Source organism: Pantoea sp. PSNIH1 (genome assembly GCF_007680655.1).
In the GTDB taxonomy this organism is placed as follows: Bacteria; Pseudomonadota; Gammaproteobacteria; order Enterobacterales; family Enterobacteriaceae; genus Pantoea; species Pantoea eucrina.
Genome location: NZ_VEIP01000003.1, coordinates 317,276 through 338,004 on the forward strand (window position 1 = coordinate 317,276; position 20,729 = coordinate 338,004).

The window sequence follows — 20,729 nt, forward strand, 5'->3', positions numbered from 1 at the left end:
TAAAGGAGAATTATGTTCCGGGTTTACCACTCCAATCAGCTCGATCTGTTGAAAAATCTGGCAGGCATCCTGATTGAAAACCAGCCTCTCGCCGATCCTTTTGCGGCTGAACAGGTGCTGGTACAGAGCCCGGGAATGGCGCAGTGGCTGCAGATGGAGCTGGCAAACAGCTTTGGCATTGCCGCAAATATCGATTTCCCACTGCCTGCCACCTTTATCTGGAGCATGTTTGTGAAGGTGCTGCCGGGGATCCCGGAAGAGAGCGCCTTTACTAAAGCCAACATGAGCTGGAAGCTGATGCAGCGCCTGCCGGTGCTGCTGGAGCAGGAGACGTTTCAGTCGCTGCGGCTCTATCTGCAGGATGACGACGACAAGCGTAAGCTCTACCAGCTCAGCACCCGCGTCGCCGACCTCTTTGACCAGTATCTGGTCTATCGTGCTGACTGGCTCAACAGCTGGGAGCATGGTGCACTGATTGAGGGACTGGGTGACGCTCAGCAGTGGCAGGCGGCGCTCTGGCGCGATCTGGTCAGCTTTACGGAAAGCCTCGGTCAGCCGATGTGGCACCGTGCCAATCTGTACGCCCGCTTTATTGAAACGCTGGAACGGGCTGAAAGCACGCCGCCTGGCCTGCCGCCGCGCGTATTTATCTGCGGTATCTCCGCGCTGCCGCCAGTCTACCTGCAGGCGCTTGAAGCGCTGGGCCGCCATATCGATATTCATCTGCTGTTTACTAATCCCTGCCGCCACTACTGGGGGGATATTCAGGATTACGCGTTTCTGGCAAAGCTGCAGAGCCGTCAGCGCCGCCGTCTGCATTCAGAGGAGACGCTGCCGCTGTTTCGCGAACCTGAAGCCGCCTCCACGCTGTTTAACAGCAGCGGTGAACAGCAGCTGACAAACCCGCTGCTCGCCTCCTGGGGAAAGCTGGGACGCGATAACCTGTTTCTGCTCAGCCAGATGGAGTCAGCCGCCAACGATATCGATGCATTTGTCGATCTGCCTGATGACACGCTGCTGCACAACCTGCAGGCTGACCTGCTGAATCTTGACGATCGCGCGGTGATTGGTCTGAGTGCCGGAGAGCTGATGAACAGCGCAGAGAAGCGCCCTCTCGATCCGGCCGATCGCTCCATCACGCTGCAGATCTGTCACAGCGCACAGCGTGAAGTGGAGGTGTTGCAGGATCACCTGCTGGCGATGATGGAGGCCGATCCTGAGCTTAAGCCGCGCGATATCATCGTTATGGTGGCAGACATCGATAGCTATGCGCCCTTTATTCAGGCGGCATTTGCCAGCGCACCGCCGGATCGCTATCTGCCATTTGCCATTTCTGACCGTCGTGCCAGTCAGGCTCATCCGGCCATTCTGGCGCTGCTGAGCCTGCTGACGCTGCCGGAGAGTCGCTTCGCCTCAGAGGAGATCCTTGCGCTGCTGGAGGTGCCGGCGCTGGCGCAGCGTTTTTCCGTGGATGAGAGCGGGTTGCGTCTGCTGCGCCGCTGGGTCATGGAGTCCGGTATTCGCTGGGGGCTGGACGATGCCAGTATTGAAGCGCTGTCGCTGCCGGTTACCGGCCAGCACACCTGGCGTTTTGGCCTGCAGCGTATGCTGCTGGGCTATGCGCTTGAGAGCCGCAACGGTGACTGGCAGGGGATCCTGCCTTACGATGAGTCAAGCGGTCTGATCGCAGAGCTGGCGGGACATCTGGCCGAGCTGCTGATGCGGCTTGATACCTGGCGCAGCCGGCTGGCCGGTGAGCGCACGCTGGCGGAGTGGCTGCCGCTGTGCCGTGAGCTGATTGACAGCTTTTTCAGCGGAGATGCCGAAAGCGAGGCGGCGCTGCTGCTGGTAGAGACGCAGTGGAAAGAGATCATTGAACAGGGTATGGGATCTGCTTATCAGCAGCCGGTGCCGGTGACGCTGCTGCGTGATGAGCTGCGCTCACGTCTCGATCAGCAGCGCATCAGCCAGCGTTTTCTGGCAGGTCCGGTAAACTTCTGTACGCTGATGCCGATGCGCTCAATTCCCTTCAAAATCGTCTGCCTGCTGGGTATGAATGATGGCGTCTACCCGCGCACGCTGGCACCGGTAGGGTTTGACCTGATGCAGCAGCAGACGCGCAAAGGCGACCGCAGCCGGCGCGATGACGATCGCTATCTGTTCCTTGAGGCCCTGATTTCAGCCCAGCAGCAGCTCTATATCAGCTATATCGGCCGGGCGATTCAGGATAACACCGAGCGCTATCCCTCAGTGCTGGTCACGGAACTGCTTGATTATCTGGGGCAGAGTTTCTGCCTGCCGGGCGATGAGCAGTGCGAGCCGGACATCAGTGAACAGCATGTACGTGAGCACTTACAAACGTTGCACAGCCGCATGCCATTTGCCGCAGAGAATTTTGCGCCTGACACTCACCGGCAGAGCTTTGCTGCCGAATGGCTGCCGGCGGCTACCGGCCGCGGCGTGGCACAGCCCGACTTCGTGCAGCCGCTGGCGGTGAAAACGCAGGAGATTGTGACGCTGGAACAGCTGCTGCGCTTCTGGCGTCATCCGGTTCGCGCCTGGTTTCAGCAGCGTCTTGGCGTCTCATTCTGGACAGAAGAGAGTGAGTTGCCCGATAGCGAGCCCTTTGCACCTGATAGCCTTGAGCGCTATCAGTTAAACGCGCAGCTGCTCAATGCGCTGGTGAACGGCGAGGATCCGCAGCAGCTCTATGCGCATCATCGCGCAGCAGGTAACCTGCCTTATGGCGCCTTTGGTGAACTTTTCTGGCAGAGCCAGACCGAAGAGATGCAGGAGGTTGCGGCGGAAGTCGCCGGAGAGCGCCTGCCGGCAGAGAGTCAGGAGGTAAATCTGCAGCTCGGTACCGTGCGGCTGACCGGCTGGCTGACGCAGGTGCAGGCTGATGGCCTGCTGCGCTGGCGGCCTGGCGTGCTGAACATGAATGACGGACTGCAGCTGTGGCTGGAGCATCTGGTCTACTGTGCGCTGGGCGGCAGCGGCGTAAGCCGGATGTATGGCCGTAAACAGAGTTGCTGGCGCTTTCATGCCGTAGCCGCCGACCGGGCGCAGTCGCTGCTGGCAGAGTATGCCGCCGCCTGCGAGCAGGGGCTGGCGCAGCCGCTGCTGCTGTTAAACAAAAGCGGCGGCGCCTGGCTGGAGGCGAGCTTCGATCGCAAAAGCGGCCAGCTGCTGGAAGATGACGCCACGCAGAAAAAGGCGCTGAATAAGCTGCTGCAGGCGTGGCAGGGCGGCTATCAGGTGCAGGGGGAGGGCAGCGATCCTTATCTCCAGCGCCTGAATCGCACGCTGAATGAGGAGATGCTGCAGGCGATTATCGCTGCAGCACGGCAGTGGTATCTGCCGGTACGTCTCGCCCATCAGGATGATAAATAGCTGCTAAGCGTCGCGCTTACGCCAGAATAATATGTTGATAAACCTGCGCGGAAAACCAGCCGCAGGGCAGAGTAAGATTAAGGGGTTTACATGCGGATTTACGCACGCTGTATCGGCGCGCTGCTGTCAGGCGCGCTGGCGCTGAATGTTTTTGCCGATACCGGACAGGGCTGGCAGCCGGTTAATGACATTATCCGCAAAAGCGATCGCGATCCGCGCAGCTATCAGGCGATTACCCTGAACAACGGTATGACGGTGCTGCTGGTTTCAGACGCTGAGGCCCCGAAGTCGCTGGCGGCGCTGACGCTGCCGATTGGCTCGCTGGACGATCCCGACCAGCAGCCCGGGCTGGCGCACTATCTGGAGCATATGGTGCTGATGGGCTCAAAACGTTACCCCCAGCCCGATAATCTTGCGGAATTTCTCAAAATGCACGGCGGCAGTCACAACGCCAGCACCGCCTCTTACCGCACCGCATTCTATCTGGAAGTGGAGAACGATGCGCTGCAGCCTGCGGCAGATCGCCTGGCGGATGCGATTGCGGAGCCGCTGCTCGATCCGGTTAACGCCGATCGCGAACGTCACGCCGTCAACGCAGAGCTGACGATGGCGCGCTCGCGGGACGGGCTGCGCATGGCGCAGGTCAGTGCTGAGACGCTGAATCCGCAGCATCCGGGTTCGCGTTTCTCCGGAGGCAACCTGGAGACGCTGAGTGATAAACCGGGCAGCAAACTGCAGCAGGCGCTGCGCGACTTCTACCGTACCCACTATTCTGCCAGCCTGATGAAAGCAGTGATTTACAGCAATAAACCGCTCTCTGAGATGGCGCAGATGGCCGCCGCCACCTTTGGGCGCGTCGCGGCACATCCGGCTAGCGTGCCGGAGATAGATGTACCGGTGGTCACCGGGGCGCAGAAAGGCATCATTATTCACTACGTGCCGGCTCAGCCGCGTAAACAGCTGAAGATTGAGTTTCGGATCGCGAACAACAGCGCCGATTTCCGCAGCAAAACCGATACGCTGATTGGCTATCTGCTGGGTAACCGCAGCGCCAATACGCTGAATGACTGGCTGCAGAAGCAGGGACTGGCCGATGGCGTGACCGCAGGGGCCGATCCGGTCACCGAGCGCAGCAGCGGCGTCTTTGCTATTTCTGTGTCGCTGACGGATAAAGGGCTGACGCGACGCGATGAAGTCGTGGCCGCCATTTTCAGCTACCTCGATATGCTGCGCCGCAACGGCATTGATAAGCGCTATTTTGACGAGGTATCGCATGTGCTGGCGCTTGATTACCGCTATCCGTCAATTACCCGTGATATGGACTACATTCAGTGGCTGGCCGACACCATGCTGCGTGTGCCGGTCGCGCACACGCTGGATGCGCCTTACCTTGCCGATCGCTTCGATCCTGCAGCGGTAGCGGCACGCCTTGGTGAGATGACGCCGCAAAATGCCCGCATCTGGTATATCAGCCCGCAGGAGCCGCACAATCAGCAGGCCTACTTTGTTAATGCGCCGTATCAGGTTGATAAAATCAGCGCCGCGCAGTACAGCGACTGGCAGCAGCGTGCAGCGCATATCACGCTCTCTTTGCCCGCGCTCAATCCCTATATTCCCACTGACTTTTCACTGATTGCACGCGACGGGAAAAACTACACGCATCCGATTGTGCTCAGTAATGACGCGGCAATGCGTATTTTATGGATGCCGAGCCGGTTCTATCCTGACGAGCCAAAAGCGGCGATTACCCTGGCGCTACGCAATAAGGCAGCGATCGGCGACGCGCGTCAGCAGGTGCTGTTTGGTCTGAATGATTATCTCTCCAGCCAGGCGCTGGATGAGCTCAACTCGCAGGCGTCGGTGGGTGGCATCAGTTTCTCCGTGGGAGAAGATGATGGCCTGGTGTTTAACGCCAGCGGATTTACCCAGCGTTTGCCGCAGCTGCTGCAGGAGCTGGTCGCCGGTTACAGCAGCTTCCGTCCGGATGAAGCGCAGCTCGCTCAGGCTAAATCCTGGTATCGCGACCGTCTGGATGCGGCTGAAAAAGGCAAAGCGTTTGAACAGGCGATCCAGCCGATGCAGATGCTGTCGCAGCTGCCCTATACCCAGCGCGACGAACGCCGCCGGTTGCTGCCGGAGATCACGCTGCAGGAGGTGATCGCCTGGCGTGACGCGCTGCTGCATCAGTCGACACCAGAGATGCTGGCGGTGGGTAATCTCTCAGCAAAAGAGACGGAAGCGCTTGGCGTGGCCCTGAAAGCGCAGCTGCAGAGCAGCGGAGAGGCACCGTGGCGCAGTGACTATGTTGTGGTGGATAAACCGATCAAGGCGAACCTGCAGCAGGCGGGAAGCAGCAGCGATTCCGCGCTGGCGGCGCTCTATGTGCCTGTCGGGTATGATGAATATCAGAGCATGGCCGCCAGTACGCTGCTGAGTCAGATTATCCAGCCGTGGTTTTATAACCAGCTGCGCACGGAAGAGCAGCTGGGCTATGCCGTCTTTACCTATCAGATGCCGATAGGCCGCCAGTGGGGCATCGGTTTTCTGCTGCAGAGCAACAGCCGGCAGCCCGCGTTCCTGCTGCAGCGCTTCCAGGCATTCTATCCGCAGGCAGAACAGCGGCTGCGCAGCATGAAGCCCGAGACCTTTGCGCAGTACCAGCAGGCGATGATCAATGAGCTGAAACAGCGTCCTCAGACGCTGGAGGAGGAAGCCAATCGCTACAGTCGTGACTTCAGCCGTCAGAACTATGCGTTCGATACGCGAGAGAAAGTGATTGCGCAGGTGCAGCAGCTGACGCCGGCGCAGCTGGCCACTTTCTTCCGGCAGGCGATCCGGCAGCAGGGAATGGCGATGATTTCCCAGATCAGCGGTACGCAGGAGAGCGCACCGCAGGCAGATTACGCAGCGCTACCTGGCTTTACCACCTGGGCGGCGCTGGCGCAGCTGCAGCAGTCGCTGCCGATTAAGAGTGATACGCCATGAGTCAGCGTGCTGAATCCCTCAATCCGCTGACGCTGCCGCTGCGCGGCGAGCGCCTGATTGAGGCCTCTGCCGGTACGGGTAAAACCTTTACCATCGGCCTGCTTTATCTGCGTCTGCTGCTGGGGCTGGGCGAAGAGAACGCTTATAGTCGCCCGCTCTCGGTAGAAGAGATTCTGGTGGTGACGTTCACCGAAGCGGCGACGGCAGAGCTGCGCGGTCGTATCCGCGCGAATATCCACGCGCTGCGGCTCGCCTGTATTCGCGGCGTCAGCAGCGATGCGATGCTGACCGCACTGCTGCAGGCGATCCCGCAGCGGGAAGAGGCCGCCTCGCTGCTGCTGGCGGCGGAAAGACAGATGGATGAAGCCGCTATTTTCACCATCCACGGCTTCTGCCAGCGTATGCTCAATCTTAACGCGTTTGAGTCCGGCATGCTGTTTGAACAGCAGCTGATTGAAGATGAGCATCCGCTCCTGCGTCAGGCAACGGCTGATTTCTGGCGGCGTCACTGCTATCCGCTGACGCTGGATATCGCGCGCGTGATTGTCACCGAATGGCTGGGGCCGGAACAGTTGCTGGCTACCCTGCGCCCGTGGCTGCAGGGAGAGTCGCCCTCGCTGCGGCTGCCGCCGGATGACCAGGAGACGCTTGCGTCGCGGCATGCACGTAATATGGCGCGCATCGCGGAGATCAAAGCGCAGTGGCGAACGCTGGGTGATGACGTGCAGACGCTGGTTGAGCAGTCGGGCGTGGATAAGCGCAGCTACAGCAGCAAACATCTGCCCGCCTGGGTCAGTAAAGTGAGCCAGTGGGCCCATAGCGACAGCAGTGATTACCAGGTTCCGCCCGAGCTGGCACGCTTCGGGCAGCGGATACTGGATGAGAAAACCAAAAAAGGCGACGCCCCGCGGCACGCGCTGTTCAGCGCAATTGACGCGTTTCTGGCTGAACCGCTGTCGCTGCGTGATGTGGTCATTGCTCGGGCGCTGACCGAAGTGCGTGAGGCGGTGCATAAACAGAAGCGGCTGCAGGCGCTGCTGGGCTTTGACGATCTGCTGAGCCGGCTTGATGATGCGCTGCAGCAGGCGGGCGGCGCGCAGCTGGCGCAGCTGATCCGGCAGCGCTACCCGGTGGCGCTGATCGATGAATTTCAGGATACCGATCCGCAGCAGTACCGGATTTTCCGTACGCTCTATATGCATCAGCCTGAACATGCGCTACTGCTGATAGGCGATCCCAAACAGGCGATCTACGCTTTCCGCGGGGCGGATATTTTTACCTATATCCGGGCGCGTAATGAAATTGCGGCGCACTATACGCTGGACACTAACTGGCGCTCGTCACCCGCGATGGTAGAGAGCGTAAACCAGCTTTTCTCACGCTTGCCGGCTCCCTTTCTGTTTGCTGAAATTCCGTTTTTGCCGGTGCAGTTTGCGCCGCCTAACCAGGCGCTGTCGCTAAAGGCAGAGGGCAGAGAACAGCCCGCGCTGCGCTTCTGGCTGCAGCCCGGCAGCGGTGCCAGCGTCAGCGAATATCAGCAGCAAATGGCAAAGCAGTGCGCAATGGATATCAGCCGCTGGCTGCAGGCGGGGCAGCAGGGCGAGGCGATGCTGGGAAAAGGGCCGGCGCTGCGGCCCGTACAGGCATCGGATATCACGGTGCTGGTGCGCAGCCGCAACGAAGCGAATCAGATCCGCGAAGCGCTGGCGCAGCTCGCGATCCCCTCAGTCTATCTCTCTAACCGCGACAGCGTTTACACGACACCGGAAGCGCGCGAGCTGCTCTGGCTGCTGCGCGCTATTCTGGCTCCGGAACAGGAGCGGATGCTGCGTACGGCGCTGGCGACTTCGCTATTTGCGCTGGATGCGGCTCAGCTGGATACGCTCGATCGCGATGCGCGCGGCTGGGACACGCTGGTAGATACCTTTGCGCGCTGGCAGCGCCTCTGGCATCAGCGCGGTGTGTTGCCAATGCTGCGGGAAATTATGCTGGAGCGCCAGCTGGCCGAAAATATGCTGGCGTCGGAAAATGGCGAGCGCCGCCTGACCGATCTGCTGCATCTGGGGGAGCTGCTGCAGGAAGCGGCATCGCAGCTTGACAGCCCGCATGCGCTGGTACGTTATCTGGCACAGCAGATAGCGCGGCCCGACAGTCAGTCGGCCAGCCAGCAGCTGCGACTGGAGAGCGACCGCCATCTGGTGCAGATCGTCACCATCCATAAATCGAAAGGGCTGCAGTATCCGCTGGTCTGGCTGCCGTTTGCAGCCGGGTTCCGTGAAGCAGATATTGCGCTTTACCACGACCGCGATAATTTCAGCGCGGTGCTGGATTTGCAGGGCGATGAGCAGAGCCTGGCGCTGGCGGAACAGGAGCGACTGGCAGAAGATCTTCGCCTGCTTTATGTTGCGCTGACGCGCTCTGTGTATCACTGCAGCATCGGCGTGGCGCCGCTGTTTCGCGGCGCGCGCAAAAAAGAGGGCGAGAGCGACCTGCATAAAAGTGCGCTGGGCTATCTGCTGCAGCGCGGCGAAGCGGCGACGGCAGAGCAGCTCGGCGCGCTGCTGGAAGCGCTGAACGGCGAAGGGTGCGAGGTGGTGATGGCCGATCGTGCTGAAGCCGCACGCTGGCAGGTGCAGGCTGGCGTACGCGACGATCTGCATGCACGCGCGATATCGCGCCAGCTGGCTGAATCGTGGCGCGTGACCAGCTATTCAGGTCTGCAGCAGCACAGCGCGCATCGCCTGCTGGAGGTGGTGCCCCACTTCGACCTGGAAGCGGCGGGTGAAGAGCAGCAGGCGGCGACCGAAGAGGTTGTGCTGACGCCACATCATTTTCCGCGCGGTGCCGCACCGGGTACGTTTCTGCATGAGCTGTTTGAGTCGATCGACTTTACCCAGCCGCCAGGGACGGAGCTGCTGGAGCAGCATCTGCAGCAGAACGGCTACCCGCTGCACTGGCAGCCGGTGCTGAGCAGCTGGATTGAGCGGGTTGTGACTACGCCGCTTAATGCGCAGCAGATCCGGCTGGCTGACGTGGCCGCACGCGACCGCCTGATTGAGATGGAGTTTTATCTGCCTATCAGCGCTCTGCTTACCGCTCCCGCGCTGGACCGGCTGATGCGCCAGCATGACCCGCTCTCTGCGCAGGCGCCCGCACTTAACTTCAGTCAGGTGCAGGGCATGCTCAAAGGCTTTATCGACCTGGTGTTTCGCCGGGACGGAAAATATTACCTGCTGGATTATAAATCCAACTGGCTGGGGGAGAGTCATGAAGCCTATACCCCGGATGCCATGGCACAGGCGATGATTGACCATCGCTACGATTTGCAGTATCAGCTCTATACGCTGGCGCTGCACCGGTTTCTGCAGCACCGGCTGCCCGATTACGACTATGAGCAGCATATGGGCGGCGTGTTTTATCTGTTTTTGCGCGGTATGGATGGCAGTTCGCCTGATAATGGCGTCTTTTTCACCCGTCCTGCCGCTGAATTTGTCACACAACTTGATAGCCTGTTTCGCGGGCAGGGAGAGGATGCATGAGCGATATCACTACGCTATTAAAGCAGGCAACAGAGCTGCGGCTGCTGCGCCCGCTGGACGTGCAGTTTGCTCAGCTGATAGCCACCAGCGATGAACCCGCCCGCTTACTGGCTGCTGCCTGTCTCAGCGCTGAAGCGGGAGAAGGGCATGTCTGCCTGCCGCTGGCCCAGCTTAACCGCGAGCAGCTGTTTCGCGGCCGTCATCCCGAACTGGCGCAGGCGATCTGGCAGGCAGCAGGCGATCCGCACGACTGGCACAGCCTGCTGGCGGGCTGGGATGCGCTCAGCTCCCGCGATCGCGCGGCCCCTGTTGTACTGAGCGACGACCGGCTCTATCTGCATCGCTTATGGCATCATGAAGGTGACGTGGCGCGCTTTTTCCATCCTCAGGCTGCGCCGCAGCCGTTTGCCCCGGAGCAGGTACGCAGCGTGCTGGATGCGCTGTTTGGCACCGCGCCGGATGACTGGCAGAAGATTGCCGCTGCTGTCGCATTAACGCAGAAGACCGCGGTGATTTCCGGCGGGCCGGGCACCGGCAAAACCACCACCGTGGCAAAACTGCTGGCGGCGCTGATCCGCCTGAGCGACGGCGCGCTGCGCATTCAGCTGGCGGCCCCAACCGGCAAAGCGGCGGCGCGCCTGACGGAGTCACTGGGAAAAGCGCTGCAGCAGCTGGCGGTCAGCGAGCAGGAGCGCCAGCGCTTTCCGGAGGAGGCCACCACGCTGCATCGCCTGCTGGGCGCACAGCCTGAAACGCAGCGTTTGCGTTACCATGCCGGTAATCCGCTGCATCTCGATGTGCTGGTGGTGGATGAAGCTTCCATGGTGGATCTCGGCATGATGGCCAGCCTGATTGCCGCGCTGCCATCGCAGGCGCGGGTAATTTTTCTCGGCGACCGCGACCAGCTTGCCTCCGTAGAGGCGGGAGCGGTACTGGGCGATATCTGTCGCTGTGCGGAGGCGGGCTACAGTCCGGTGCGCGCCACGCAGCTGACGCTGATGACCGGCTGTGAGATCGGCGGCAGTAATGAAACCGCAGCACCCGCGGTGCGCGATGCGATCTGCCTGCTGCGTAAAAGCTACCGTTTTGATGCCAGCTCCGGCATCGGCCAGCTGGCAGCAGCCGTTAACGCCGGTGATGCGCAGGCGGTGGAGCGCGCCTTTCAGAGCAATTTCAGCGATATTGCGCGTGCGCCGCTAAACAGCGGTGAAGCGTATCAGCGAATGCTGAATGAGATTGGTGCTGGTTATCGGGACTTTCTGCAGCAGGTAGCTGAGGATGCCGCGCCGGCTGATATCCTCGCCTCTTTCGGCCGCTATCAGCTGCTGTGCGCGCTGCGCGAAGGGCCGTTTGGCGTGGAAGGACTCAATCAGCGTATTGAGCAGAAGCTGATACAGCTGCAGCTGATCCGTCGCCCCGCAGGCGGCAGCCGCTGGTATCCGGGACGGCCGGTAATGGTCACGCGCAATGACAGCGCGCTGGGCCTGTTTAACGGCGATATCGGTATCACGCTGACAGACGAGGAGGGCGTGCTGAAGGTCTTCTTCCCGCTGCCGGACGGGACCATCAAAGCGGTCCAGCCGAGCCGACTGCCGGCACACGATACCGCCTGGGCCATGACGGTGCACAAGTCGCAGGGTTCGGAGTTTGAGCACACCGCGCTGGTGATGCCGGCCCAGTTTTTACCGGTGCTGACGCGGGAGTTAATTTATACCGCGATTACGCGTGCCCGCAGGCAGCTGACGCTCTACAGTGATGAAAACATTTTCCGTCGCGCAGTCCAGCTGCGCACGCAGCGCCGCAGCGGCCTGCTGTCACGGCTTGGCGCGACGTCTGACGCGTAAAGCTTCGTACAGGATAATCGCGCCCCTACGTGCTCCTGTAGGGGCCGCATTAATGCGGCCCTGGGGGGAAAATAACGCGGCCCGGAGTTTCCCGTGCGGCCAGGGCGCCATAAATGGCGCCCCTACAGGATCACGCAGGGGCCGCATTTATGCGGCCCTGGAATACGTGGCTTATTTTAAATCTGCCATCAGTACCTTTGAACGACGCTGATAGTTATACATCTGCTGCTTGCTCTCTGGCAGCGACTCAATATCTACTGGCGTAAAGCCCCGCTCCTGAAACCAGTGAATGCTGCGTGTGGTGAGCACAAACAGCTTTTTTAGCCCCATCTGCCGCGCCTGTAGCGCCACGCGATCCAGCAGCAGCTCGCCGCGCGATGAGCTGCGATAGTCGGGATGTACTGCCACACACGCCATTTCGCCAATCTGCTCATCCGGGAACGGGTAGAGCGCGGCACAGGCGATGGTCATATTATCGCGCTGGATGATGGTAAACTTATCGATCTCCATCTCCAGCTGTTCACGCGAGCGCCGTACCAGAATACCCTGCTGCTCCAGCGGACGGATCAGTTCCAGGATGCCGCCAATATCGTTGATGTTGGCGCGCCGGATCTGCTCGGCAGATTCCATAACAATCTGTGTACCGATACCGTCGCGTGAGAAGAGCTCCTGCAGCAGTGCGCCATCCTCCTGATAGCTGATCAGATGGCTGCGGCGCACGCCGCTGCGACACGCTTTCACCGCGCCGCGCAGAAAGCGCACCGTACCGGACAGAAAATCGCCGTCGCTCTCCATCTCATCAATGCGCGCCTGCGCATCACCGGGAAACAGCTCTGAAATAATTGTGCCAGCGCGATCGGTCACGCCCTGCTCGGAGCAGAAGCCAATCATCTTCTCTGCCTTGAGCTTGATGGCGAGCTGCGTGGCAACCTCTTCTGAGGTGAGATTAAAGCTTTCGCCGGTTACAGAGACGGCGACCGGGCCGAGCAGTACAATCGCGTTATTATCCAGCTGGCGGTGAATCGCCTCTTCATCAATACGGCGAATGCGTCCGCTGTGACAGTAGTCAACGCCATCATCCACGCCCAGCGGCTGGGCAATGATAAAGTTACCGCTGACGACATTAATATGCGCGCCCTGCAGCGGCGTGTTGTTAAGGCTCATCGACAAACGCGCCGTAATATCAAGCTGCAGACGGCCCGCCGCCTGCTTTACCAGCTCCAGCGATTGCGCATCGGTCACGCGGGTGTGTTTGTGATAGAGAGGCTCCAGCTGCTGCTGCGCCATGCTGGCATCAATCTGCGGACGTGCGCCATAGACCACCACCAGACGGATGCCCAGGCTATGCAGCAGGCCAATATCGTTAACGATACTGGAGAAGTTTTCATGCTCAATGGCTTCGCCGCCCAGCATGATGACAAACGTCTTGTTGCGATGGGCATTAATATAGGGAACGGTATGGCGAAAACCCTGAACCAGCTCGGTACTGCGTTCCTTCACGGTGCACCCTCTGTGAATGGTTATTCGTAATTAGTGTATTTTTATTCTGTTTTTCGCCGTATTGCAAGCGTTGCGCCTGACGTTACTTTACGATTTTTCAGATGCATCCGTTGATAACAGCCTGCATTATCTGGCTTTTCCGACGAGACAAGCGTTGCCAGATTGGATAAAGTTTTCGCTTTCTGAGCGTCGGCTGACGCAGATTTATCCATAACACAGTAGTTGGAGTGGCATGTCCCAGGCTTTTTCCCGAAGACGGTTATTACAAGGTGCCGGTGCGCTATGGCTACTTAGCGTAACGCGTACCGGGCTGGCAGCGAGTCAGCACATTGTTGCGGTACGCATCTGGCCTTCATCAACGTACTCCCGCGTCACGCTGGAGTCGAATATCCCGCTGCACTACAAGCAGTTTGCGTTGAGCAACCCTGAACGCCTGGTCATTGATATCAAAAATCTGCATATCAATCCGGCGCTGAAAGGCATCAATAAGCTGGTGCGCACAGACGATCCCTTTATCAAAACGGCCCGGGTCGGGCAGTTTGATCCGCACACGGTGCGGATTGTGCTGGAGCTGAAGCGTAACGTCGCACCAAAAACCTTTACCCTGGCGCCCGTGGCCGGTATCAAAAACCGGCTGGTGGTGGATCTGTATCCCAGTCAGGCATCGCACGCCGACGATCCGCTGCTGGCGCTGCTCAACGATTACAACAAAGGCGATCTGGAGCGCGATCAGCCTGCGCAGGCACCGTTGCCGGGTAAGGCGGGGCGCGATCGTCCGATCATTATCATGATCGATCCCGGACACGGCGGCGAAGATCCCGGTGCGCACGGCAAATACAAAACGCGTGAAAAGGATATTGTGCTGAAGATTGGTCGCTACCTGCGGGCATTGATCGATAAAGAGCACAATATGAAAGCCTACATGACGCGTAACGAAGATGTGTTTATTCCACTGCGCGTGCGGGTGGCAAAAGCGCGCAAGCAGCGTGCCGATCTGTTTGTTTCGATTCATGCCGATGCGTTTACCAGCCGGGCAGCGCGTGGCTCTTCGGTATTCGCGCTCTCCACGCGCGGCGCGACCTCTGCCGCAGCCCGTTTCCTGGCACAGACGCAGAACGAAGCCGATCTGATTGGCGGCGTCAGCATGAGCGGCGATCGCTATCTCGACCACACGATGTTCGATATGGTGCAGCGTCAGACCATCAGTGACAGCCTGAAATTTGGCAAAGAGGTACTGGCGCGCATGGGGCACATCAACCATCTGCATAAGCGTACGGTTGATCAGGCGGGTTTTGCCGTGCTGAAAGCGCCCGATATCCCGTCAATTCTGGTTGAGACGGCGTTTATCAGTAACGTGGAGGAGGAGCGCAAGCTGCGAACCGCACGCTATCAGCATCAGGTGGCCGAAGCGATTTTTCACGGTATCAAAGCCTATTTTGATAAAGGCGGCGTGCTGGCACGGCGGTAAGGGCAGGGCGGCAGCGATGCCGCTTTTTTCCGGCGGCAGAAACAAAAAAACACCCGTTAAGGTGTTTTATGTTTCTTCATCAGAAGAATTGGTTGCGGGGGCCGGATTCGAACCGACGACCTTCGGGTTATGAGCCCGACGAGCTACCAGGCTGCTCCACCCCGCGTCCGTCTGTCGCACTGAGCGACGTTTCACATTGTATTCTTCTTAAGACAATTGGTTGCGGAGGCCGGATTTGAACCGACGACCTTCGGGTTATGAGCCCGACGAGCTACCAGGCTGCTCCACCCCGCGTCCGTCTGTCGCCTGAGCGACACTTCATATTGTCTTTTCATTAAGAAGAATTGGTTGCGGGGGCCGGATTTGAACCGACGACCTTCGGGTTATGAGCCCGACGAGCTACCAGGCTGCTCCACCCCGCGTCCGTGGATGCGCACTATACACCTGGCGCGTGACGATGCAACCCCTTTTTGCGCTTAACGGGTGAAATCCATAAGCAGTTGCTGAATAATGTCGCATCCGGATGAAAAAACGTACAGATGTGAAGGCGGTGGCGGGTGGCAGATTTCATTATGACCAGGGCTTTGCTATCGTCGCCGGGCGAACAACCGACAACAAGAGAGAGTCATGAACGGACACCGGGTAAAGTATGCACTCACTGGCGCATTTCTGGCGCTATTAGCGGGTTGTAGCTCAAAGCCGACCGATCGCGGTCAGCAATATATTGATGGCAAGCTGGAGCAACCGCTCGGGCTGGTTAATGAGCCTAATGCCAAAGGGCGTCCGGTTAACGGGCAGGATTTCGGCCTGCAGGTGCAGCAGATTCAGTCCGCTTCCTCGCGTCTGTTCAGCCGTAATAATGACACCTACAGCGCTATCCAGAACTGGCTGCTTTCGGGTGCAGATACGCGTCAGCTGCGTCAGTTCGGCCTGAATGCGTTTCAGATGGAAGGCACCGACAATTATGGCAACGTGCAGTTTACCGGTTACTACACGCCGGTAGTGGAAGCGCGTTACACCCGGCAGGGCGAGTTTCAGTATCCTATTTACCGCATGCCGCCGCGCCCGCGCGGGGCGAAGCTGCCGAGCCGCGCCGGCATTTATAGCGGCGCGCTCGATGAGCGCTACGTTATCGCCTGGAGCAACTCGCTGATCGACAACTTTATGATGGATGTGCAGGGCAGCGGCTACGTCGATTTTGGGGACGGACGTCCGCTGCGCTTCTTTGGCTACGGCGGTAAAAATGGCTGGGCTTATCACAGCATCGGTAAAGAGCTGATCGATCGCGGTGAAGTCAAACGCGAAGATATGTCGATGCAGGCCATCCGGCAGTGGGCTGAGGAGCATTCACCGCAGGAAGTGCGTGATGTGCTGGAGACCAACCAGTCCTTTGTATTCTTTAAACCTGAAGAGTACGTGCCGGTGCGGGGTGCCAGCGCAGTTCCGCTGATTGCCAAAGCGTCGGTTGCCTCGGACCGCTCTCTGATCCCGGCGGGCACGGCACTGCTGGCGGAAGTACCGCAGCTGAATGCAAAAGGTAAGTTCAACGGTAAGTATGAAATGCGTCTGATGGTGGCGCTGGACGTCGGTGGCGCAATCAAAGGCCAGCACTTTGATATCTATCAGGGCGTAGGCCCGGACGCCGCACATCTGGCCGGCTTCTATAACCACTACGGCCGCGTCTGGGTACTGAAGACGGCTCCCGGTGCCGGACAGCCGCTGTTCAGCACTGCGCAAAACGGCAATAACGGTTCACTGCTGACCGGTGCAAATTGATACACTGACAGCCAGCTCTCTGCAGGAGAGTACATTATCGGGTGCGCCACGCGGCGCACCGCATTCCGGAGTAAAGGTCAGATATGAAAGTGGTAAGCGACGCCTGGCGACAGCGCTTTGGCGGAACGGCGCGTCTTTATGGACAGGAGGCGCTGCAGCAGTTTGCAGAGGCGCATTTCTGCGTAATTGGTATTGGCGGCGTAGGCTCCTGGGCCGCTGAAGCGCTGGCGCGTACCGGCATCGGACACATTACGCTGATCGATATGGATGATGTCTGTATTACCAATACCAACCGGCAGATCCATGCGCAGCAGGGCAATGTCGGTCAGGCAAAAACGGAAGTCATGGCCGCCCGTATCCGCGCCATCAATCCGGAGTGCATTGTCACCTGCATTGACGACTTTATCACGCCGCAAAACACCGCCGAATTGCTCTCTGCCGGGTTTGACTATGTGATTGATGCCATCGACAGCGTGCGGCCGAAAGCGGCGCTGATTGCCTGGTGCCGGCGTAATAAAGTCCCGCTTATTACCACCGGCGGGGCAGGCGGACAGATCGATCCCACGCAGATTCAGGTCAGCGATTTGGCGAAAACCATCCAGGATCCGCTGGCGGCTAAACTGCGCGAGCGCCTGAAAAGTGATTTTGGCGTGGTAAAAAACAGTAAGGGCAAACTGGGCATCGACTGCGTGTTTTCCACTGAAGCGCTGGTCTATCCGCAGCCCGACGGCAGCGTATGCGCCTCGCGCAGCACGGCAGAAGGCCCGAAGCGGATGGATTGCGCTGCAGGCTTCGGGGCGGCAACCATGGTGACCGCCACGTTTGGATTTATCGCCGTATCGCACGCGCTGAAGAAGTTTCAGGCGCGCAGGGCGCGTCAGGCTGCCTGACGCGCCGCGCGCATTACCGCCTCTGCCAGCGCCTGCAGGCCGCTGCTGCGTGACGCGCTCAGCTGCGCGCGCAGTCCCAGCGTATCAAACAGCGCCAGCGGATCCTGCGCCAGCAGCTGTGCCGGGGTTTTTCCTTCGGTGGCGGTCAGCAGCACGGCCAGCAGGCCACGCACAATCCGCCCCTCACTGTCGCCATAAAAATGCAGCGTGCCGTCAGGCAGCTGCTGGCTGCTGAGCCAGACGCGGTTTTCGCAGCCGCTCAGCTCGATCTCCGCACACTTCAGTTCTTCCGGCAGCGCCGGCAGCTGACGGCTGAGCTGAATCAGCTGCCGGTAGCGATCTTCCCACTGCTGAAAGCGGGCAAACGTGTCGGTCAGCCCCTGAGCGGTGATCGTATGGCCAAAGGGGTGGGGAGCGAGCAGGGTTGTCATGAGATTATTCACCTAAAAGGTTCACGGCGCAGTGCATGGCGCGCACCAGCGCATCCACATCCTGCAGGTTATTATAAGGCGCGAACGAGACGCGCAGCGTACCGCTGACGCCCAGAGCTGCCATCAGCGGCTGCGCGCAGTGCTGCCCGGCACGCAGCGCAATGCCCTGTTCAGCCAGCAGCGTGACGATATCGCTGTGATGGATCCCCGCAATATCAAAGGCAAGCAGGCTGGAAGAGCCGCAGCGGAAGCTGCGAAAGCCGGGCAGCGCGCTTAGCTGCTCTTCGGCCAGGCAGGCGAGCTGCTGACTCCACATCTCCGCTTTTTCCTGATGATGGTGCGACAGCCAGTTCAGCGCCGCGCTGAGGCCCACCACACCTGCCACGTTGGGCGTTCCGGCCTCAAAGCGCCACGGTACCGGCTGCGGCGTAAATCCGCTGAAGTCAACCTGCGTCAGCATTTTGCCGCCGCCCTGCCACGGCTGCATCGACTCCAGCAACTCTGCTTTGCCATACAGCACGCCAATGCCCATCGGACCATAAAGTTTGTGGCCGGAAAACGCATAGAAGTCGATATCCAGCGCCTGCACGTCAGGCGGGCAGTGCACCACGCCCTGCGCGCCATCCACCATGACCTTTGCACCCGCCTCATGCGCCAGCGCGATAGCCTGCGCCAGATCCGGACAGCCGCCGGTGACGTTTGACATCTGGCTCACGGCCAGCAGGCGGGTGCGCGTGTTGATCAGCTCCGGCAGCAGGGCAATGTCGGGTCGGCGATCGGCTCCCAGCGGCCATTTCACTACCGTGGCGCCGCTTGCCTGAGCCACCATCAGCCACGGCACCAGGTTAGCGTGATGCTCCGCCTCGCTGACGATGATTTCATCACCCGGCTGCAGGCGCGGTGCCAGCCAGCTGTACGCCACCAGATTGATCGCCTCAGTGGTGCCGCGCGTCCAGACAATCTGCCGATCGTCAGCGGCATTCAGCCACTGTGCGACCGCGCCGCGCGCCTGTTCATACTGTGCCGTCAGCGCACGCGCCGCAGCAAACTGGCTGCGGTGCACGGTGCCGGCACTGAGCGAATAGAACTGTGCGGTGGCATCAATGACCGCCTGCGGCTTGAGCGCCGTGGCGGCGCTGTCAAGATAGACGCCGGCATCGTTTAGCGCAGGAAACTGCTGACGAAAAGCGCCAGGAGAGAAGATGGTCATATCGGGCCCACTCCGGTGATTTAGGGCCAGCCGTAACAGCAGGCTGCAGGCTGGCAAAGCTGTAAAAGCGCGTTATGCTCATTATGGCAAGGTTTGAACCGAAACCCGCATAACCCGTTCGCCATTTTCAGCCGTGCTTTCAGGCTGATGGCGCAATGTCGTGGCTGCGGGCGGTTTAATGCAATCAATCTGCAAGGAGATAGAAGATGAACAAACTTACCGCAGTGCTGGCTGTCTGCACCATGGCATTTACCCTGGCGGCCTGTTCCAGCAACTATGTTATGCACACGAACGATGGCCGCACGATTGTCGCTGACGGCAAGCCAAAAGTTGATGATGATACCGGTATGATCAGCTATAAAGATGCCAATGGCAATGAGCAGCAGATTAACCGCTCTGATGTGAAAGAGATGGTTGAGATGGGGCAGTAAAATTACGCAAAAAAAAGCACCGCAATTTGCGGTGCTACATAAAATCACTTTGGACAGACAGGGTAAATCTCAGGAATTAAAAGTTTGATCTGCAAGATTCAGATCAAAAAATGCAAACACAACATCACGACCACAAGCCAAAAGCTCTCCAAAAGTCTGCGATCTCTCGCACGTTTTCAGAAAACTTTTCGTTCCGGCTCTGGAAGTGCGGCAACTATAGGTATTTGCTGGAGCTTCCTCAACGGACAAATTATAATGTCTCGGATTAAAAAATCTAATAGCTGACGACGTTGTATAAGTTGCAGTTTTACACTATGAATCCATCTGTGGAAAACCATGTCTAAACGCCTTCCGCCGCTCAATGCTTTACGTGTTTTTGACGCGGCTGCCCGCTATCTGAGCTTTACCAAAGCCGCTGAAGAGCTGTTTGTGACCCAGGCGGCGGTGAGCCATCAGATCAAGTCGCTTGAGGATTTTCTCGGGCTCAAGCTGTTCCGCCGCCGCAACCGCTCGCTGCTGCTGACGGAAGAGGGGCAGAGTTACTATCTCGATATCAAAGAGATTTTTTCAGCGCTTAACGATGCGACCCGCAAGCTGCAGGCGCGCAGCGCTAAAGGGGCGCTCACGGTCAGCCTGCTGCCGAGCTTTGCGATTCAGTGGCTGGTTCCGCGTCTCTCCAGCTTTAATATGGCTTATCCGGGAATCGACGTGCGTATTCAGGCGGTAGACCGTGAAGAGGAGAAGCTGGCAGACGATGTTGACGTCGCTATCTTCTATGGCCGGGGCAACTGGCCAGGCCTGCGGGTGGATAAGCTCTACGCTGAATATCTGCTGCCGGTCTGCTCACCGCTGCTGCTCTCCGGCGATAATCCGCTGAAATCGCCCGCCGATCTGGCGCACTTTACGCTGCTGCATGATGCGTCGCGTCGTGACTGGCAGGCCTACACCCGCCAGCTGGGACTGCAGCATATCAATGTGCAACAGGGGCCTATTTTCAGCCACAGTGCCATGGTACTGCAGGCAGCGATCCACGGGCAGGGTGTGGCGCTGGCGAACAACGTGATGGCAGAGAGTGAGATCGAAGCAGGGCGCCTGGTCTGCCCGTTCAATGATGTGCTGGTAAGTAAAAACGCTTTTTATCTGGTTTGTCATGACAGTCAGGCAGAACTGGGTAAAATAGCCGCCTTTCGTCAGTGGATTCTGGAAAAAGCCGCTACCGAACAGGAAAAATTCCGTTTTCGCTACGATCATTAAGTTACCGT

The 20,729-nt window shown here is 59.1% G+C and carries 12 protein-coding genes and 3 tRNA genes; 9 read left to right on the top strand and 6 right to left on the bottom strand.

Annotated features, from left to right (window positions below):
* Positions 1–12: 12 nt before the first annotated feature.
* The 4 genes from recC (at position 13) to recD (ending at position 11,761) form a co-directional block, all read left to right on the top strand.
* Entirely contained in the window at positions 13–3,393 is a 3,381-nt protein-coding gene (gene recC / locus FS690_RS11025; RefSeq protein ID WP_039379950.1) for an exodeoxyribonuclease V subunit gamma, read from the top strand.
* 90 nt (positions 3,394–3,483) lie between these two features.
* Positions 3,484–6,378 carry a pitrilysin gene (gene ptrA, locus FS690_RS11030; RefSeq protein WP_145339622.1) on the top strand — a complete coding sequence of 965 codons (2,895 nt, stop codon included), beginning with the start codon at positions 3,484–3,486 and terminating at the stop codon, positions 6,376–6,378.
* Complete coding sequence (recB, locus tag FS690_RS11035; protein ID WP_145339623.1) at positions 6,375–9,917, top strand: exodeoxyribonuclease V subunit beta; 3,543 nt, start codon at positions 6,375–6,377, stop codon at positions 9,915–9,917. Before ptrA ends, recB begins: the two co-directional genes overlap by 4 nt.
* Positions 9,914–11,761 carry an exodeoxyribonuclease V subunit alpha gene (recD, locus tag FS690_RS11040; protein WP_039379943.1) on the top strand — a complete coding sequence of 616 codons (1,848 nt, stop codon included), beginning with the start codon at positions 9,914–9,916 and terminating at the stop codon, positions 11,759–11,761. The genes recB and recD overlap by 4 nt, the downstream gene beginning before the upstream one ends.
* Before the next feature lie 171 nt (positions 11,762–11,932).
* On the opposite strand, the gene argA is transcribed toward recD, so the two are convergent.
* Entirely contained in the window at positions 11,933–13,261 is a 1,329-nt protein-coding gene (gene argA, locus FS690_RS11045) for an amino-acid N-acetyltransferase (RefSeq protein ID WP_039379941.1), read from the bottom strand.
* A 232-nt stretch (positions 13,262–13,493) separates the two neighbouring features.
* Between argA and amiC the strand changes: the two genes are divergently transcribed.
* The gene (gene amiC, locus FS690_RS11050) at positions 13,494–14,729 is read left to right on the top strand and encodes an N-acetylmuramoyl-L-alanine amidase AmiC (RefSeq protein WP_039379939.1); all 1,236 of its coding nucleotides are present in this window, start codon (positions 13,494–13,496) and stop codon (positions 14,727–14,729) included.
* A gap of 89 nt (positions 14,730–14,818) precedes the next feature.
* On the opposite strand, the gene FS690_RS11055 is transcribed toward amiC, so the two are convergent.
* The 3 genes from FS690_RS11055 to FS690_RS11065 all read right to left on the bottom strand — a co-directional run bounded on the left by FS690_RS11055 (position 14,819) and on the right by FS690_RS11065 (position 15,151).
* Positions 14,819–14,895: transfer RNA gene (locus FS690_RS11055), tRNA-Met, on the bottom strand.
* A 51-nt stretch (positions 14,896–14,946) separates the two neighbouring features.
* Positions 14,947–15,023 (bottom strand) — tRNA-Met (locus FS690_RS11060).
* Positions 15,024–15,074: 51 nt separating this feature from the next.
* Positions 15,075–15,151, bottom strand: a tRNA-Met gene (locus tag FS690_RS11065).
* Positions 15,152–15,356: 205 nt separating this feature from the next.
* Here FS690_RS11065 and mltA point away from each other — a divergent pair.
* Together mltA and tcdA are read left to right on the top strand one after the other, a co-directional pair.
* The gene (mltA, locus tag FS690_RS11070; RefSeq protein ID WP_071668551.1) at positions 15,357–16,505 is read left to right on the top strand and encodes a murein transglycosylase A; all 1,149 of its coding nucleotides are present in this window, start codon (positions 15,357–15,359) and stop codon (positions 16,503–16,505) included.
* Positions 16,506–16,588: 83 nt separating this feature from the next.
* Positions 16,589–17,395: a tRNA cyclic N6-threonylcarbamoyladenosine(37) synthase TcdA gene (gene tcdA, locus FS690_RS11075; protein ID WP_039379935.1), complete on the top strand. Its 807-nt coding sequence runs from the start codon at positions 16,589–16,591 to the stop codon at positions 17,393–17,395.
* Here the strand turns inward: tcdA and csdE are convergent.
* Both csdE and csdA read right to left on the bottom strand, forming a co-directional pair.
* Positions 17,383–17,826: a cysteine desulfurase sulfur acceptor subunit CsdE gene (gene csdE, locus FS690_RS11080; protein WP_039379933.1), complete on the bottom strand. Its 444-nt coding sequence runs from the start codon at positions 17,824–17,826 to the stop codon at positions 17,383–17,385. The genes tcdA and csdE overlap by 13 nt on opposite strands.
* 4 nt (positions 17,827–17,830) lie before the next feature.
* Entirely contained in the window at positions 17,831–19,036 is a 1,206-nt protein-coding gene (gene csdA / locus FS690_RS11085; protein WP_108569636.1) for a cysteine desulfurase CsdA, read from the bottom strand.
* 206 nt (positions 19,037–19,242) lie between these two features.
* Here csdA and FS690_RS11090 point away from each other — a divergent pair, with 206 nt between their 5' ends.
* Both FS690_RS11090 and FS690_RS11095 read left to right on the top strand, forming a co-directional pair.
* Positions 19,243–19,467, top strand: coding sequence for a YgdI/YgdR family lipoprotein (locus FS690_RS11090; protein WP_039379928.1), 225 nt, complete (start codon positions 19,243–19,245; stop codon positions 19,465–19,467).
* Positions 19,468–19,803: 336 nt separating this feature from the next.
* On the top strand, positions 19,804–20,721 hold the full coding sequence (locus FS690_RS11095; protein ID WP_039379926.1) for a transcriptional regulator GcvA: 918 nt from the start codon (positions 19,804–19,806) through the stop codon (positions 20,719–20,721).
* The last annotated feature ends 8 nt before the right edge of the window (positions 20,722–20,729 follow it).

What these genes read in the sequence shown, in the direction of transcription:
- recB (WP_145339623.1), top strand. Translation starts at nt 6,375, where the DNA reads ATGAGTCAGCGTGCTGAATCCCTCAATCCGCTGACGCTGCCGCTGCGC.
- tcdA (WP_039379935.1), top strand. Translation starts at nt 16,589, where the DNA reads ATGAAAGTGGTAAGCGACGCCTGGCGACAGCGCTTTGGCGGAACGGCG.
- csdE (WP_039379933.1), bottom strand. Translation starts at nt 17,826, where the DNA reads ATGACAACCCTGCTCGCTCCCCACCCCTTTGGCCATACGATCACCGCT.
- csdA (WP_108569636.1), bottom strand. Translation starts at nt 19,036, where the DNA reads ATGACCATCTTCTCTCCTGGCGCTTTTCGTCAGCAGTTTCCTGCGCTA.
- recD (WP_039379943.1), top strand. Translation starts at nt 9,914, where the DNA reads ATGAGCGATATCACTACGCTATTAAAGCAGGCAACAGAGCTGCGGCTG.
- amiC (WP_039379939.1), top strand. Translation starts at nt 13,494, where the DNA reads ATGTCCCAGGCTTTTTCCCGAAGACGGTTATTACAAGGTGCCGGTGCG.
- recC (WP_039379950.1), top strand. Translation starts at nt 13, where the DNA reads ATGTTCCGGGTTTACCACTCCAATCAGCTCGATCTGTTGAAAAATCTG.
- mltA (WP_071668551.1), top strand. Translation starts at nt 15,357, where the DNA reads ATGAACGGACACCGGGTAAAGTATGCACTCACTGGCGCATTTCTGGCG.
- FS690_RS11090 (WP_039379928.1), top strand. Translation starts at nt 19,243, where the DNA reads ATGAACAAACTTACCGCAGTGCTGGCTGTCTGCACCATGGCATTTACC.
- ptrA (WP_145339622.1), top strand. Translation starts at nt 3,484, where the DNA reads ATGCGGATTTACGCACGCTGTATCGGCGCGCTGCTGTCAGGCGCGCTG.
- FS690_RS11095 (WP_039379926.1), top strand. Translation starts at nt 19,804, where the DNA reads ATGTCTAAACGCCTTCCGCCGCTCAATGCTTTACGTGTTTTTGACGCG.